This window comes from Neomoorella carbonis (assembly GCF_045278715.1).
Lineage (GTDB): Bacteria > Bacillota > DSM-521 > Neomoorellales > Neomoorellaceae > Neomoorella > Neomoorella carbonis.
This window is the reverse complement of sequence record NZ_CP136420.1, coordinates 2,235,369-2,250,781: the sequence shown is the minus strand read 5'-3', so window position 1 is coordinate 2,250,781 and position 15,413 is coordinate 2,235,369. Positions and strand designations below refer to the sequence as shown.

General features: G+C 55.1%; 14 protein-coding genes. 8 read left to right on the top strand and 6 right to left on the bottom strand.

Annotation, left to right across the window (positions count from 1 at the left end; genetic code table 11):
* Window positions 1-8: 8 nt before the first annotated feature.
* Window positions 9-563 (bottom strand): CD3073 family putative ECF transporter S component, encoded by a 555-nt coding sequence (locus MCACP_RS11490; protein WP_406676884.1) that lies wholly within the window; start codon window positions 561-563, stop codon window positions 9-11.
* 356 nt (window positions 564-919) lie between these two features.
* Here MCACP_RS11490 and MCACP_RS11485 point away from each other — a divergent pair, with 356 nt between their 5' ends.
* From MCACP_RS11485 to MCACP_RS11475, 3 genes are all read left to right on the top strand, one after another.
* On the top strand, window positions 920-1,753 hold the full coding sequence (locus tag MCACP_RS11485; protein ID WP_406676883.1) for a Ku protein: 834 nt from the start codon (window positions 920-922) through the stop codon (window positions 1,751-1,753).
* Window positions 1,750-2,703, top strand: a complete 954-nt coding sequence (gene ligD / locus MCACP_RS11480) for a non-homologous end-joining DNA ligase (RefSeq protein ID WP_406676882.1) — start codon at window positions 1,750-1,752, stop codon at window positions 2,701-2,703. Before MCACP_RS11485 ends, ligD begins: the two co-directional genes overlap by 4 nt.
* A gap of 86 nt (window positions 2,704-2,789) precedes the next feature.
* Entirely contained in the window at window positions 2,790-4,793 is a 2,004-nt protein-coding gene (locus MCACP_RS11475; RefSeq protein ID WP_406676881.1) for an FAD-dependent oxidoreductase, read from the top strand.
* A 116-nt stretch (window positions 4,794-4,909) separates the two neighbouring features.
* Here MCACP_RS11475 and MCACP_RS11470 read toward each other — a convergent pair whose 3' ends face one another.
* From MCACP_RS11470 to MCACP_RS11460, 3 genes are all read right to left on the bottom strand, one after another.
* Window positions 4,910-6,319: a methyltransferase MtaB domain-containing protein gene (locus MCACP_RS11470; RefSeq protein WP_406676880.1), complete on the bottom strand. Its 1,410-nt coding sequence runs from the start codon at window positions 6,317-6,319 to the stop codon at window positions 4,910-4,912.
* A 105-nt stretch (window positions 6,320-6,424) separates the two neighbouring features.
* Window positions 6,425-7,057 (bottom strand): cobalamin B12-binding domain-containing protein, encoded by a 633-nt coding sequence (locus MCACP_RS11465; protein ID WP_406676879.1) that lies wholly within the window; start codon window positions 7,055-7,057, stop codon window positions 6,425-6,427.
* A 44-nt stretch (window positions 7,058-7,101) separates the two neighbouring features.
* Window positions 7,102-7,905 (bottom strand): methyltetrahydrofolate cobalamin methyltransferase, encoded by an 804-nt coding sequence (locus tag MCACP_RS11460; RefSeq protein WP_406676878.1) that lies wholly within the window; start codon window positions 7,903-7,905, stop codon window positions 7,102-7,104.
* Window positions 7,906-8,175: 270 nt separating this feature from the next.
* Between MCACP_RS11460 and MCACP_RS11455 the strand changes: the two genes are divergently transcribed.
* Complete coding sequence (locus MCACP_RS11455; RefSeq protein ID WP_406676877.1) at window positions 8,176-8,850, top strand: corrinoid protein; 675 nt, start codon at window positions 8,176-8,178, stop codon at window positions 8,848-8,850.
* Window positions 8,851-8,900: 50 nt separating this feature from the next.
* Here the strand turns inward: MCACP_RS11455 and MCACP_RS11450 are convergent, their stop codons facing one another.
* A complete protein-coding gene (locus MCACP_RS11450) occupies window positions 8,901-10,286 on the bottom strand; it encodes a PocR ligand-binding domain-containing protein (protein WP_406676876.1) in 1,386 nt (461 codons plus the stop codon).
* Between the two features lie 238 nt (window positions 10,287-10,524).
* Window positions 10,525-11,526 (bottom strand): serine hydrolase, encoded by a 1,002-nt coding sequence (locus MCACP_RS11445; RefSeq protein WP_406676875.1) that lies wholly within the window; start codon window positions 11,524-11,526, stop codon window positions 10,525-10,527.
* 533 nt (window positions 11,527-12,059) lie between these two features.
* Between MCACP_RS11445 and MCACP_RS11440 the strand changes: the two genes are divergently transcribed.
* The 4 genes from MCACP_RS11440 (at window position 12,060) to MCACP_RS11425 (ending at window position 15,158) form a co-directional block, all read left to right on the top strand.
* Window positions 12,060-12,251 (top strand): hypothetical protein, encoded by a 192-nt coding sequence (locus tag MCACP_RS11440; protein WP_406676874.1) that lies wholly within the window; start codon window positions 12,060-12,062, stop codon window positions 12,249-12,251.
* A gap of 134 nt (window positions 12,252-12,385) precedes the next feature.
* Window positions 12,386-12,910 (top strand): hypothetical protein, encoded by a 525-nt coding sequence (locus MCACP_RS11435; protein WP_406676873.1) that lies wholly within the window; start codon window positions 12,386-12,388, stop codon window positions 12,908-12,910.
* 251 nt (window positions 12,911-13,161) lie between these two features.
* A complete protein-coding gene (locus MCACP_RS11430; RefSeq protein WP_406676872.1) occupies window positions 13,162-13,299 on the top strand; it encodes a hypothetical protein in 138 nt (45 codons plus the stop codon).
* Window positions 13,300-13,418: 119 nt separating this feature from the next.
* Window positions 13,419-15,158, top strand: a complete 1,740-nt coding sequence (locus tag MCACP_RS11425) for a YcdB/YcdC domain-containing protein (RefSeq protein WP_406676871.1) — start codon at window positions 13,419-13,421, stop codon at window positions 15,156-15,158.
* Window positions 15,159-15,413 lie beyond the last annotated feature (255 nt).

Here is a 15,413-nt window from a genome sequence, read left to right as displayed (position 1 = left end):
TCTGAAAGTTAAAAACTAGCCCTTTTCATTTTCATGGCGGGAGGAAACTTACGTATTACCAGCATGACCATATAAGCGCTCAAAAGTTTATCGACAAGGTTCGCTGGAATACGGGCCAGAAAAGCGGAGGTAAATATACCCATTTCTTTTTTTAGGAAAATAGCATACAAAATATCCACACCGCCACCGGTAACACCTCCGAAAAGGTACACCGCGATGGGGGTGCCTACCACCGGGCAAAGTATTGCCAGGATCAATCCGGCCAGCAAAGGGGTAACATAATCTTCAAAGCCGCGCTTTAGCGACAGGTAGCCTACAACTAGACCGATGACTGCATTGACAATACCAAAAGGTATGCTTGCCGGATCCGTTAATACACCCTGGATAATATTGCCAAGAAGCCCGGTCAAAGCCCCCGGCCAGGGACCCAGGAGCACTGCCGCAAGCATAGTGCCGACGCTGTCCAGAAAGATCGGGAGTTTCACCGTGGAAGATACCATACTGCCAATAATATTGATGGCAATGCCTGTAGAAATAATAGCCAGCTTTACAGGTTTGTTCACAATATCTCCTCCCCAAACCAAAATGGGGTGCGGCTTTGCCTGTCTGCACCGCCAATGCTATTATATATTCCCATATGTAATCTGTAAAATGAAATTTTGTTATATTTGTCGCCAGACCAGTAGCGCCATCAGCCAGTAGGTCGGGCCCCACCCCGGGCTAGGCCGTAACCGAAGAAGCCTGGAGCGACAATGACGGCAGCCGTCAGGAACTCCCCCACCATGACCACCATGGAATTGACTCACACCGGCGTATTGCCTGCCTACCGGGCGGAGATACTACAGGCAAAGCCCGGGCGCAAAGGTAGCTGGTGCCGGGAGGGCCCGGGTTACCGCTGGACAACCTCGAGGTGAGAGCCGTGCGCCCCCTCTGGAAAGGCGCCATCAGCTTCGGCCTGGTCAATGTGCCGGTGAAACTATACAAAGCCACCGAAAGCAGCGATCTCAAATTCAACTACCTGCATGCCAGGTGCAGGACGCCCATCCAGTACCGGAAATACTGCCCCTTCTGCCAGGTAGAGGTTCCCCCGGAGGAGATCGTCCGGGGTTACGAATACGAAAAGGGCAAGTATGTAATTTTGCAGGAGGAAGACCTGGAAGGAATTCCTCAAGAGGCGACTCGCAATATTAACATTCTTGACTTTGTTGACCTGGAGGAGATTGACCCAATCTATTTTGACAGGGCTTATTACCTGGTACCGGGTGAAATGGGGCAGAAAGCCTATGCCCTGCTGCGGCAGGCCATGGAGACTACGGGGAAAATTGCCATAGCGAGAGTAAGTTTAAGAACCAGGGAGTCCCTGGCAGCGGTAAGGGTCTCGGGCAGGGCCCTGGTAATGCACACCATGTTTTACCCCCGGGAGGTCAGGCCGGCGGAGCAGCTGCCGGAATTAAACTACGAGGTCAAAATCCATGAAAACGAGGCCAAAATGGCCGTCACTCTTATCAACAATCTGGCGGCCCGGTTTGAGCCGGAGAAATATAACGATGCGTACCGGCAGGCCCTCCTGGAGATTATCGCAGCTAAAGTCGCCGGTGAAGAGGTGGCGGTACCGGCGCGGCCCGCAGCAGGGAAGGTGGTCGATTTGATGGAGGCCCTGAAGGCCAGCATTGAACTGGCCAAACAGGAAAAGGGCGCTGGTGCCGGGGATGAAAAAGCAAAGAAACCGCGCCGGCGGCGCAAGACCTCATGACGGGGGAGAATGGCGGCCGGCTTCCGGTATTTCAGATCAAGCCCATGCTGGCCGTGGCTGGCCGTCCCTTTGATTCCCCCGACTTTATTTATGAGGTGAAATGGGACGGTTACCGCTGCCTGGCTTACCTGGACCGGAAAACTATCCTCCAGTCGAGGAATCTCCTGGACATCACCCCGGCTTTTCCCGAGCTGGCCGGCCTGCATCTCCGGGTCGGAATGCAGCCGGCGGTCCTGGACGGGGAGATAATTATCCCGGGAGAGGAAGGCCGGCCCTCCTTCAGCCGCCTCCAGGCCCGGGGGAGAATTGCTGATCCCGTGAAAATCCGGCAGGCCGCTCTGCAAAGCCCGGCCGTTTTTGTCGCCTTCGATCTTTTATACTGCCGGGGCGAAAACATCATGCCCCGGCCCCTGTACTGGCGTAAAGGATTGCTCCAGGAAGCCGTGCGGCCGGGGGACAACCTGGCCCTCTCCAGCTTTATTGAAACCTGCGGCATTACCTTTTTTGCGACCTGCACCAGGCAAGGCCTGGAGGGAGTCGTGGCCAAGGCCAAAGACAGCCCCTACCTTCCAGGACGGCGTTCCTCCCACTGGCGCAAATTCCGGCATACCCGCGCGGAGGAGTTTATCATCGTGGGGTACGAGCCCGGGAGCGGTGAGCGTATCTTAAGGGCCCTCATCCTGGGCGAGTACCGGCAGGGGCGACTGGTCTACCGGGGCAAGGTGGGAACCGGCTTTGACCGGGAAGAAGAGAGGCGGTTGCTGGCGGAGCTAAAAAAACTCAGGCCGGTGCCGCCGCCCTTCGGAGAAACTCTGCCGGGCCTGGCCCGGCCCCGCTGGGTGGAACCGCGCCTTCTCTGCACCGTGGAGTACCTGGAGCAGACCCCGGACGGGCGCTTGCGCCATCCAACTTACCGGGGCCTGCGGTGGGACAGGGAGCCGGGTGAATAGATAAAGAAGGACTAATAAACGGCCGGTCCCGGGGCACAATAATTAACGTCATACCAAATACCGGTTAAAAACAGGAGGTTAATTTTGTGCCAGCTTTCGCCAGTCTCTTTGAACCCATAAAAATTGGCAGGGTGGAGATCAAGAATAAAATCGCTATGGCTCCCATGGGTGTCCTGGGCCTGGTAACCCCGGACGGCTGCTTCTCAGAACGGGCCATAGATTATTATATTGAACGGGCCAGGGGAGGCACCGGGTTAATCATCACCAGTGTGACCAAGGTTGAAAACGAAATCGAGCCTTTTAAACCCGGCCTGGTGCCCAACATATCCATAAACCCCCTTCGCTTTGTCGCCACAGCAGGCGAGCTGACGGAAAGGGTACACGCCTATGACACAAAAATTTTCCTGCAGCTGACCATGGGCTTTGGCCGGGTGGCCTCACCGGTCATGCTGGCGGGAGAACCTGTAGCGCCGTCCGCCATACCCAACTTCTGGGAACCGGCCCTAACCTGCCGCGAGCTGACGACCAAGGAAGTGGAAACCCTGGTCAAAAGGGCCGGCGAGGCGGCGGAAATAGCTGTAGAGGCCGGGTTTGACGGTGTGGAGATCCACGCCATGCACGAGGGCTATCTCCTCGACCAGTTCACCATCGCCCTGTTCAACCGCCGCACGGATAAATACGGCGGCGACCTGCGGGGCAGGCTCACCTTCCCCATCGAAATAGTGCAGGAGATTAAAAGGAGGGTGGGGAAAGAGTTCCCCGTCCTCCTCAGGTTCAGTATTAAAAGTTTTATCAAGGACTGGCGCCAGGGAGGATTGCCCGGAGAAGTGTTTGCCGAAAAAGGACGCGATGTGGAAGAAGCGCTGGCGGCAGCCAGAATCCTGGAGGAAGCCGGGTATGATGCCTTTAACGCCGACGCCGGTTCCTATGACGCCTGGTACTGGGCCCACCCGCCTGTTTATCATGAGCACGGTTGTTACCTGCCTTTAACCCAAAAGCTTAAAGAAGTGGTCCAAGTGCCGGTGCTTGTCGCCGGGCGGATGGATGAGCCGGACCTGGCGGAACGTGCCCTGGCTGAAGGGAAAGCAGACATGATAGCCATCGGCCGAGGCCTGTTAACCGATGCTCAGTGGGCCAGCAAAGTGATGACGGGACGGGTTAACAGAATCCGGCCCTGCATTGGCTGCCATGACGGCTGCCTGGGGCGGGGGTTCCTGGGCCGGCCCCTGTCCTGTACCGTGAACCCTTCCTGCGGCCGGGAAAAAGAGTACGGCATCGAGCGGGTGAGTTCGGCCCGGAAGGTAATGGTTATCGGCGGCGGCGTGGCCGGTATGGAGGCGGCGCGGGTGGCCGCCCTCCGGGGACACCAGGTAGCCCTTTATGAAAAGAGCCATCAGCTGGGCGGCCATGTCCTCGCAGCCGCCGTTCCGGAATTCAAAAAGGATGACGCCCGCCTGCTGGAATGGTATAAAACCGAACTGCAGGAACTGCAGGTCGAGATCAACCTGAACCGGGAAGTTACCCCGGAACTGGTCCTGGAGAAAAAACCCGATGCGGTAGTGGTGGCTACCGGCTCCAAACCGGCCATTCCCGACGTCCCCGGCATTGATAAAGATAGGGTATGCACGGCAACCGATCTCCTGCTGGGCAAAAGGCAGGCCGGTAATGAGGTGGTCATCATCGGCGGCGGGCTGGTGGGGTGCGAAACCGCCCTCTGGCTGGCCAGACAGGGTAAACGGGTGACCATAGTAGAGCTCCTGGACGATCTGATGCGGGCCGGCATCCCTGTCCCCTATATGAATCGCATCATGCTTGTGGAGATGCTCCGCCGGGAGGGGGTGGAGTGGCGAACCGGTACTACCATCCTGGAGGTTACGGAGGCAGGCGCGATGCTGATTGACAGGTTCTTCCACAGGACCACCCTCCCTGCCGACACGGTAGCTGTGGCGGTAGGTTTTACGCCCGAGCAGGGACTTTACCGCGCCCTGGTGGGGAAGATAACTGAATTATATCTAATCGGCGACTCCCGGAAACCCCGCAACATTATGAGTGCCATCTGGGACGCCTATGAGGTGGCGCGGAACATATAGGGATGAGCGCCAAAGCCGGGAGGCGGGCGTTGCCGCGTATTAAGTTCCACCATGTTCAGGAGCGGCCTCCTTTCAGGAATTTCCTGCTCCCGCCCCTATTTCCAGGCGGAAGCTGCTTAGGCATGGGTTACCTCTAGATCGTATTCCTCCGGCCGCCATTTTTTAAGATCGAGTTCTTTTTGTATTTCGTACCAGAACTTTTCTCCGTCATCGGGTATTGTTTCGATTTGGGTGCTGATGATGTCCAGCCACTTTTTCTCTCTGGGGGACACCAGAACTTCGCCCCGGGCCAGGCCCCGCTTAATGACCTCCACCGCCAGGGCAGCCGCTTTTTTGGTGGCAACGAAAGCATCCTTTTCCTTGACCAGCTCCCGGCTGATCTCCAGCACTATGTCCGGCCTCAGGACGTAGGCCTGGGGATCCAGCCTGGAATCGGAGGCGGCCAGCCAGTCCCGCATCTTCAGGGCGAAGCTGCGTCCGTCCGCCGCCGCTTCGTTCATCAGCCGGCAGTCGTAGATGAGCTGTTCCGTGGATACCACGGGTGCCGGAGCGCTCAGCAGCTTGACGTTCTGGACGGATTCGTTGCTCCACATGTCGCAGACACAGGCGGCGATGTTGCCGATGGCACTTAAATGGGCACATGCCGCCGTTTTGCCTTCCATGGAAATGGGTACCCCGGCGATGGCTTTCATGTATGGCCCCTCATAGCCGCAGTCCTTATCAGGCCCGATGGCACCCATTTCGAATGCCGCCAGGCTCCTGGGGATGGTGGCCACCCTGTCCACCGCCGCAAACACCCTGGGAATCATTCCCTGTTCCGCCAGGGCGAGGGCGGTGTTGGCAAACCCGCATGCCGTATCTCCACCGGCTATAGCGCCGGTTCGTTCGGCGATCCTGACGATGTTGGACCAGAGGAACCGCATGTCCCTGACCCCCAGGACACCCAGGGCAAAGATGGCCTTCCTGATGTTGCAGGTGACAAGCGCTTCATCGTGGACCTCCTTACCGCCCGTGGACTCAATGGACAGGATATCAGCCCCGTCCTCGGCGCATTTCTCAAAGGTGATGAACATGTTTTCCAGGAGTTGGCCCCGCCGCATCAGCGGCGGCCTGAGAATCTCCCTGGTGTCGTTCGGGGTACACCTGAGGAGGCTTTTTAGCCCGTACTTATCCTCGTACTCGTGCATCTTGTCCCGCAGGATCTTGTTAATCTCGATCCCCCACTCGGGCTTCATGGTAGTCTCCGGGAGCAGTTCCAGTTCCACGATGAGGCCTGGCGCGTACAGGTCCTTCGCCCGCTTTAATATCCCCTCAATCATCTCCGCATACTGCCTTCTGACTTCGGGCATGGTGCTTTCCTCAATATTCATCGGCGGGAGGGTCATGTTGATCTCGGGGTAAACCGTCCCTCCACCGATCACCATGCCGTTCTTTGCTTTTACGGGATGGGGCGCAATCCCGTAGACGAAATCATCCAGGGATTTGACCGCCAGTTCACTGAAGGTTTTAACAGGCTTGTAATCCATTATGGTTCCCTCCATAATTATTAATCCATGGTTCCGTGAGGGTCATCCGGCTATAGCCCGGGCTGCCGCCCGGGCTTCCTGCGTCGACAGGTCAACCCGGCCGTCTTACTCAAGCAGCCGCCTGCAGAGTTCGGTGGCCGAGGCGGCGTCGGGGGCATACCCGTCCGCCCCGATTTCGTCCGCAAAATCCTGGCTGATGGGCGCCCCGCCGACGATTACCTTCACCTGCTCCCTCAACCCGGCGGCGGCCAGGGCATCGATGGTTGACTTCATGTTCATCATGGTGGTGGTCAGCAGGGCGGACATGGCCACGATGTCTGGCTGGTATTTCTTAACCGCCTCCACGAATTTATCCGGGTCGATGTCCACTCCCAGGTTGTAAACCGTGAAGCCAGCGCTCTCCAACATCATACCCACCAGGTTTTTACCGATGTCGTGCAGGTCCCCCTTGACGGTTCCCAGCACAATTTTTCCGATGGACGGCATGTCGAAGGCTCGCTGGCTCTGCTTGACCACCTCCACACCGGCGTTCATGGCCCTGGCCGACATTAGGACCTCCGGTACGAACATCTCGTTGTTCTTGAACAGGACACCGACCCTGTCCATGCCGGCGATCAGGCCCCTGTTGATCACTTCCAGGGGATCCGCTCCACCGCTCAACAAGCTCTTAGTCAACTCCACCACTTGTGCTTCATCACCCTCGAATACCGCCTGTGACAGTTCTTCAAAGCTGGCCATCTCGGCAAATCCTCCTTTTTAATGATTTTGATTGAGCCGTGATATCAGTCACGCCTGTACAACCCGCTGCGGTGGGCCTTCAGGTAGCCGGTGCAGAAAGGGTCCTTCCCCAGCAGCGCCCTGGAGGCGTGGAAGAAGCCCATCATCTCCCTGTCCAGCGGATCCAGGATGTAGGAATCCATACCGGCGGTCATCAGTTGCACCATGAAGACCTGGTTGAGGGTCCGCCTGTTGGGCAGCCCGAAACTGACGTTGCTGAGACCGCAGATAATGTGCACATCGGGGTAAGCCTGCCTGATAAAGCCCACGGCTTCGATCACTTCCAACCCCGCCTGGTCGTTGGTGCTGAGGGGCTTCACCAGCGGGTCGATATAGATGTCGTCCCTCGCAACCCCGGCTGCTGTCAGGTCTTCTACCAGCTTCTTGACGATCTCGATTCGCTTCTCCGCGGTGGAAGGTATCCCGTCGCTATCCATGCACAGGGCCACTACCTTGGCTTTGAAGTTTTTAATGATGGGCAAAACTGCCTCAAACCGATCCGGTTCCGCGGTGATGGAGTTTAACATAGGCCGGCCCTTGGTCGCCAGCTTCAATCCCGTCTCCAGTACCTGGGGATCGGGGCTGTCGATACACAGGGGAACGTCCACTGCTTCCCTCACGGTGTTGACCAGCCAGGCCATAATCTCCGGTTCATTGTGAACCATCGTTCCGCAGTTGATATCGATGTAATCCGCTCCGGCCTGCGCCTGCTGCACCGCGACGTCACGAATGTAAGCGGCATCCTCTCTTTCAATTGCCTCTTTAATCGGTTTGCGACTGGTGTTGATCAATTCTCCCACAATGAGCATCGGCTGCCACCTCCAAACCCGGTATGGATTAATCCAGCTTTCTTTAACGATAAAATTGTGTTAAACTTAAAATTATAAGTCAACTACGCCTATCACACCCTTTTCGATAGTTTTAAATCCCTCCGAACCATTTCCTGGGTTCTTGCTTGCATTATACGTTACGACAATATTTAAGATCATGAAAAAAAGGCAACAAGTTGTGGCTAATTTATAGTGAATTGTCGTGTATAATTTATTAACAGAGGAACAAAAAGGAAAGCCGGTGATATCTTGAGCGGCCGTACCCAAATATTCCAGGATATCATTTCTGCCATCCTGAGGGGAGATGCCGACGGCGTATTGAAATCAATTAGCTCGGGGCTGCAGATTGGTATGAGCGCCGACGAGATCCTGGAGGAGGCTATGATACCGGCAACCGTCCAGACCCTGGATAAATACCAGGGGGCAGATTTTTATATCCCCGATGTCATCAACGCGTCCCACGCCATAGAGGCCGGTCTGTTCGCTTTGAAACCTTACATTAAAAAAGGTCTGCATAAGCGAAAGAAAATAGTCATCGGCACTGTGGAAGGGGATATTCACGACATCGGGAAAAACCTGGTGGCTCTATCCCTGGGTTACGCCGGGTTTGAGGTTGTCGACCTGGGTGTGAATGTCTCGCCGGCGGAATTTGTCAGGTCAGTGGAGCAGCACCGCCCGGAAATCCTGGCAATGTCGGCATTATTGACCACAACCATGGGCGAAATGGCCAGGGTAATCAAAGCCCTGGAGAAACACCACCTGCGCAAGAGTGTCAGGGTGCTGGTTGGGGGAGGGCCTGTGACGAGGGAATTTGCGGCGTCCATCGGGGCGGATGCCTACGCCAGCTCAGCCCGTGAGGCCATTAGTATCGCCCAATCTCTGGTGAGCCGGGGCAATGAGCGGGAAAGGGATTGTGCCTGTTGAAAGGGAAGGACTGGCTGCCCGTGCGGTGTTCGCACGGGCAGTTTTGGGATTCAGGCCAATGGGAAGAAATTCTTTCTCCTGTACTCGTTGGGGCTCAAGCCGGTGATTTTCTTGAAAACCTTGCAGAAATAACTGCGCTCTTTAAACCCTGTCTGTATGGCTACCGACTCGATGGTCTGTTCGGTTTGCCTGAGCAGGAGCTTCGCCTGTTCAATCCTCACTTTGTTGATGTGCTCTTTGAGGGAATAGCCCATCTTCTTTTTGAATAGCTGACCCAGATACGCCGGGCTAATGTAGCTGGCTCTGGCGATTTCTTTAACAGAAAGGCTCTCGGAACTATAGTTTTTCTGGATATAATCGACAACTCTGTTGATGATGTCCTCTCCCTCGCTCGAGTTCTTTGCCGCGATCAACTCGATGAAGGCGTTTCCCACTGCCAGAAGCCAGAGGACGACCTTCTCCACGGTGTCGGCTTCATCTAACTCCTTCAGTTTCAGATCGCTCAAGCGGATTACTTCCCCGAACTTTACCCCGTATTCGGTGGACGTGCGGATGAAGAAACTCAGAAGCTCCAGGCTGCGTCCTTTGATAACTTCCAGCTGCCCTTTGCTCTGAATAAAAATCTGCAGGACTAGCTGCTCCAGCAGCTTTTTTGCCTTCTCGATATTGGCTCGCCTGATCTCGATAAAGATATGGTTCCCCAGCTTGTTCAGATCCTGCTCGGTGTTGCCTCCGGTGGACCGGCTCCCGGCAACCTTCTGTTTCTTGTTTTCTGCCCATATCCAGGAACCGACCCTTCGCAATTTTTGCTGGAAGTCAAAGATCTCGCCCTCGCTCCTGGCTACGTAACTGGTAATGATAAACACCAGATCGGCCGCGGCCTGTATCTCTACCGATGTCACCGACTTAACCCTGTCTAAGGAATGCAATAAAATGTCGGGGTCCTGCCCTATCTCACCCGCTAGTTCCCTGATCCAGTGATGACAGAATTCGGCTGGCTGCCACATCATCACCTGGCCGCAGATAAAATTCCCGATATGTTTACCTCTGTAGAAAAAAGGACAGACCCAAGAGATAAGGCCGGCATGGCACTTAAAAATATAGGGCTCTTTCCATTTGAGGGCCTGTTCCCCGGCCCAGGCATAAGAGCTCCGGCAACGCGCCATTCCACATGGACTCGATTTAACCAGCTGGCAGAACTCGCAATCACCCTGTTCGGAGGAGAGAAGGTAATTGCCTTCTAAATCTGTTATGGCGGAAAACATCTTTGTGGCATAAGAAAAAGAGTTTAACAGTCTCTGGAGAAGCTCCTTTTCCATCTTCGTTTTTATTTGGAGATCTTCCACTCTTTCGCTCAAACTCAGCACCAGCATTGTAACCGCCCTCCCCACGACCGGCAATGATTTACGGATGGCGTCATTTTTAGGCCAGTACAAATTTTTTTAGAGTTCCATTTCCTCTTCCCTTCAATCCGCCCGGAAATCGCCGGGCGACGCGAGGCGGGGTGATTACAGCAGAATCCTTAATGTGAGTTTACAATGGGAACAATTAACCGGTAAGGGCACAAATTTTTTTCATTGTGTACTAACTAATATTTTCGATGTATATTTTTTGTATCCTTCTCACTAGCGCTACCTAAAAATTTCTAGTCACCCTTGAAAACTTCTTACTTTACTAATTCCAGGCCAGGTTTTCCTGGTAGTCGTACATCATTTTGGCAATGGTGGCTATATTGGCAAAGCCTTGATCGGGGTCTTCGACTCCCTGGGAGAGGACGGTAACGATAAAGGGCCGGGAGCCAAAGACGGCGCCGACATCTGCCGGGCTGCCCCAGATGAATCCTTCCTTGTGGGCCACGGTAACGCCTTCGGGAATCTTCAAGGGGATACCTTCATTGTAAATGCCATTGGCCATATCGTCCAGGAGCCGGCGGCCGTCGGGATTGACTTTAGCGAAGTCCAGGGCGGCCTGGACATAGGTTGCCATATCCCGGGCCGTACTCAAGTTTTGGCCGTTAGGGAAGACGGTTTGCCCGCCCAGGTTCCGCATAAAACTGGCAATACTACCCTTGCCGACAAAGTTGCGCAGCATATTGTAAGCAATATTGTCACTGGTAGTAATGGCCATGGTGGCCAGGGTTCTTAACGTTAACCTGTCCCCGTCTTTGACGCTGAACTGCAGGATGCCGCTGCCGCCCTGGTAGTCGGTGGCGCTGTTGTAGGTCAGCTTTTGCTGCCAGTCCAGGTTGCCCTGAGCGACCAGGTGATTGATAAACAGGACGGCCGGCAGCTTTACCGTGCTGGCTGCAGGCAGCGGTGTATCGGCATTGATGCTGAAGGACTGGCCGGAAATAAGGTCTTTAAAAAAGACACCGTAAGTTCCCGGCTGGCCGGCCAGGTACTCCTCAATTTGCTTTTTCAGGGGGGTGTAATCGGGGGTATTTGCTGCAGCCCCATCGGGGATATAAAGGTTCTGGCCTGGATAAATAATATCGCTGCTTAAATTATTGCTGCTTTTTAAAGCATCTAGGCTGGTACCAAAACGCCGGGCAATCTGCCACAGGGTATCGCCGGGCTGCACCTGGTAGCTCGTAGCCCGGGCCACCAGGGGAAAAACCACCATCGCGGCCAGGAAGAAGATAAGGAGTAACAACCTTGCTTTATAACGCCTGAACATCAATGCACCTCCTAAAAAATATAGCAGAGCTTGTCCCGCCTTATATTAAAACATAAAAGTGGTGGAGAAATATTAAGAAAGTATAAGTTTGGACGGCGTAATTTTTACCGCTTGAGGAAAGGTTTGCAGGTGGTGCAACTCCTGGCCATAACCGGGGGCGAGCCCTGGATTTATACATGCCTGCGGGAGCATGATTAACCCCCTTGATAACGGTAAGTACCTGCCGGCGCAGCCGGAAGATGAGAGTAAGACTATTTCCCTTAACCGGCTAGAGAAGGAGATTTCTGAAGTAAGAAAATCATCGATAATAACTCGTAAGCCGATGGTAACCGCTCATAACATCTTCCACGACTTGGAAAGTATCTGGTCGGGAAATGACTCCCCATCTTACGGGGTAACGGAAACGGAGAAAATTTTAGCGGAGGGAACCAAGTAGTGGTTCCTTTCGTCTATAAGTAAGAGAACAGCTATGAGTAGGGGTTCAAGAAGCTGCCGGAACTCAAGGGAGCGTATGAGTAACATGACCGAAAGCATTGACTGCCGGCGATCTAGCCTGGGCTCTGGAGAAGGGCGAAAGGGTGCGGCAACTGGACTTTGTTACAGGTAAGGCGGGCTGGCTCCTGCTGGCAACAGCGGACGGTCAGGGAACGGAACTGCTGAAGAGCACGGACGGGGGATCAACCTGGCAACAGGTTCCGATAGTGGCCAGCGGGAGTAACGAGTAACGTCGTGCAGAGCCCTGTACAAAAGCCGCTGGCAGATAACGGACGCGGCGGTGTTCCCTGGGTCCTGCTGGGCGTGGCTGTAGAAAAGCTAACCAGGATAGGCCGGCTGAAGGCCTGCGCGCGTCCTTTATGGAATGTCCGATAGTCCAATAGAAGAGGTGGGCTGGGTGACCAGTTTTTCCTATGAACGTGAAGCAATAGATTACCTTGCCGTTGTCGCCAAGGGATTCCCCCAAGCGAAGGTCTATCGCGGCCAGGGCGCCGCCAACCGCTTCGACGTACCCGGCTGGAACTTGCCGGTCCTGCAGCGGTTCCAGTTTGGCGATTTCCGGCTGGAAACGCCCGGCGAAACTATCATCGTAGAAACCGAGAGCGCCGGTGGAGTGACCAACCTGGTCAAGTACTGGCCGTTTTTGGCCTCCGGAGCCGTGGAGAAGCGGCTGATCCTTCTGCACCTGTTCCAGGTAGCCAGTGAGGGGGATTACATAGCCCACCGCCGCCTTTGGGGCTACCTGGTTGAACGGATGAAGGAGGACCTCCAGATGCGCTGTGGAGTCCTCTACGGCCAGCACTGGGAGGCACACCTGTTTACGTATCGCTCCTTGGAGGAACTGGAAGCAATTCAGCATTTGCTTCAGGAGAGGTTGGTGGGGCGGTAAAAGGTTTAGGTTCAGCGGGAAAGTGACGGCGCAAATCAGAACAAAGGGAAAACGAAGGAGGGCAGGAGATGCGGATACTACTTTCCGGGGACACAGGCCTGATCGGGCGGGCGCTTAAAACGGCGGCCGGTACCGGGGCGAGGAGAACAGCGGCCGGGGAGGTGAGGACGTTAATGTGTGCTTGGAGAATGAAATTGGGTTGGTCAACACTTTATTCCGCACATTCCGCACGACGTAATAGTCTGGCCTGGGTGGGGGTAAATTTCGGCCTGCCCGGCTGGGCCGTTTACACCCTGGTCTACCTGGCCGCCGGCGTCCTGCTGTTGCACTGGAGCGCCCGCCTGCTTTTGCCCGGGGGGAAAAGGAGGCAAATCACCATGGATGTTTAAGCATCAGCGGCCAAAGAAAAATCTGGCGGGATCAATGTAATTTACGCGTTACATTCCCCGTTTCAAACAGTCCATATAACTGAACCCAAAATTTTATCCTTATAAAGGAGGAGATGCAGGTGAAAAAAGTGCAGGGTATGGCCGCCGCTGTGCTGGCCGCCGGCATGCTGCTGGCTTCCCCGGTTTGGGCGGCGGAAAAACCGGCGTCCGTTGTTCAAGCAACGGGCGTCGGTGGCGGAGTACGGACGGTAGCGCCACAGGGGATAACGGAAGCACAAAAACCGGTGCTCACCGCAGCCCAGAAACAGGCCCTGGAAAAGGTTTACCATGCTGTACCGGAACTGAAAGAACTGTCCGTGCAGGATGTATCGGACGAAGGTGGCAAAGCCTGGTTCGTAATGTTGGGTAACCGTACTCCGGGCACGGAGGGGGGTATCCAGGGCGCCTACGCTTACCTCACCTTTGACACCGCCACGGGAGAACTGCTCAGTTACAACTTCCAGAACCCGGCCTGGGCCTCGGAAAAGGTCCCCTCCCCCGCCCTGGCCAGGGAAAAGGCGGCGGCCTTTGCCCGGCAGATCCTGGGGGACAAAATAAAGGACTATGTACAGGGTGACGATATGGGCTTTGGCGGTGGAGGCAGCGCTGATGAAAAAGGCAATAAAATCTACTGGTCCGAAGCCAACGTACCCTACTACCGGCTGGTCAATGGAGTTCCCCTTATGAACAACAGCGGCTTTAGGGTGGGGGTGGATGTTTTCGGTCACATCATCAACTTCTACCGGCAAAGGGAAGAAGGAATTGATCAGGCCAAATTCCCCGATCCCTCCCGGGCCGTAACCCGGGAAGAAGCGGAAAAGGCCTTTGCCGGGATGCTGGAAATGAAACTTTTTTATCTTGAACATCAACCTTTTTATGGTCTGTTTAAACCGGAAAAGGGCGAAACCGGGCCGGCACTGGTTTATGCGCCTACATCCCTGGCCCCCATCGATGCCCTGACGGGGAGACCCCTGGCCGAATTCCTGCCCTCCCTTCCCCCATCCCAGCGCATCACCCTGCAGGGCGAGGGCCGACAATTGATCGCCAGGACGCCGGAAGAAGCCGCCAAGCTTCTGATAGAAACATTTGGCCTTGACCTCACGGGCATGCAGTTTCACGGAGCCAGCGATGTGGAATCTTTTAATGATCGGGAGATCAAACAGAAAAGTTATACCTGGAGCACCATACCTCAAAAGGGGGCGGACGGCAAACCAGTGTTGCGCCAGGCGCGCTATGTGCACCTGATCACCAATGCCAGCACCGGAGAGGTTATAAGCTATAACCTCCAGGACGAATCCGGACGCGGCCAGAAAGCTACTGTTTCCCGGGAAGCCGCTCAGAACACGGCGGTGCAGTTCCTGCAAAAATACCTGCCAGCAGGGCCGGCAGAGATGGAGATGCAGGTGTACCCGGAGGTAGAAGAAAGGATTCCCGCCTGGGTAGACAAGAGCAAGCTGAAAGATCAGGAACGCCCCTTACCGGTAATCTCGTTTACCTTTAACCAGGTCCACCAGGGCGTGCCGGTTATGGACCGTGCCTTCTCTGTACGGGTAGACGCCCTGAGCGGGAAGATCGTTGGCTTTCACAACGGCATAAATGGTGCGCCCGTTCCCCTGCCGGACAACCGGAACGTGGTGCCGGCCGAAACGGCCAAAGCCGAGTTTTTAAAACAGCATCCCCTGAAGCTGGTTTACATCTGGCCCGAGTATTTTGACCAGAAAGCCCCCTCACCCTACCTCGTCTATATCCCGGTTCCCGGGCCCGACTTTTATTATGTGGATGCCTTTACCGGGAAAACAGTGCAGCCGGAAAACAAGTAACGCTTAAATTATTGGGCGTCAAACACAGTGCCGGCAGAAAGACAGGTGGGCATACATGTATTATAGTTGAACCGGCCAAATACAATGTAATCACCTACCCGCTCAATAATTGAAGTTCTACCTACGACTTCATAAAGGAACAGTGGGACCAGTTCAAGAGCGCGGCGGAGCTGGAGAAGCTGGGCTATGAAGAAATGAGCCAGTTGGTAGAGAAGTAAGCAAAAGGGGGAGGCTTCTCTTAGGGGAGGAGCTTCC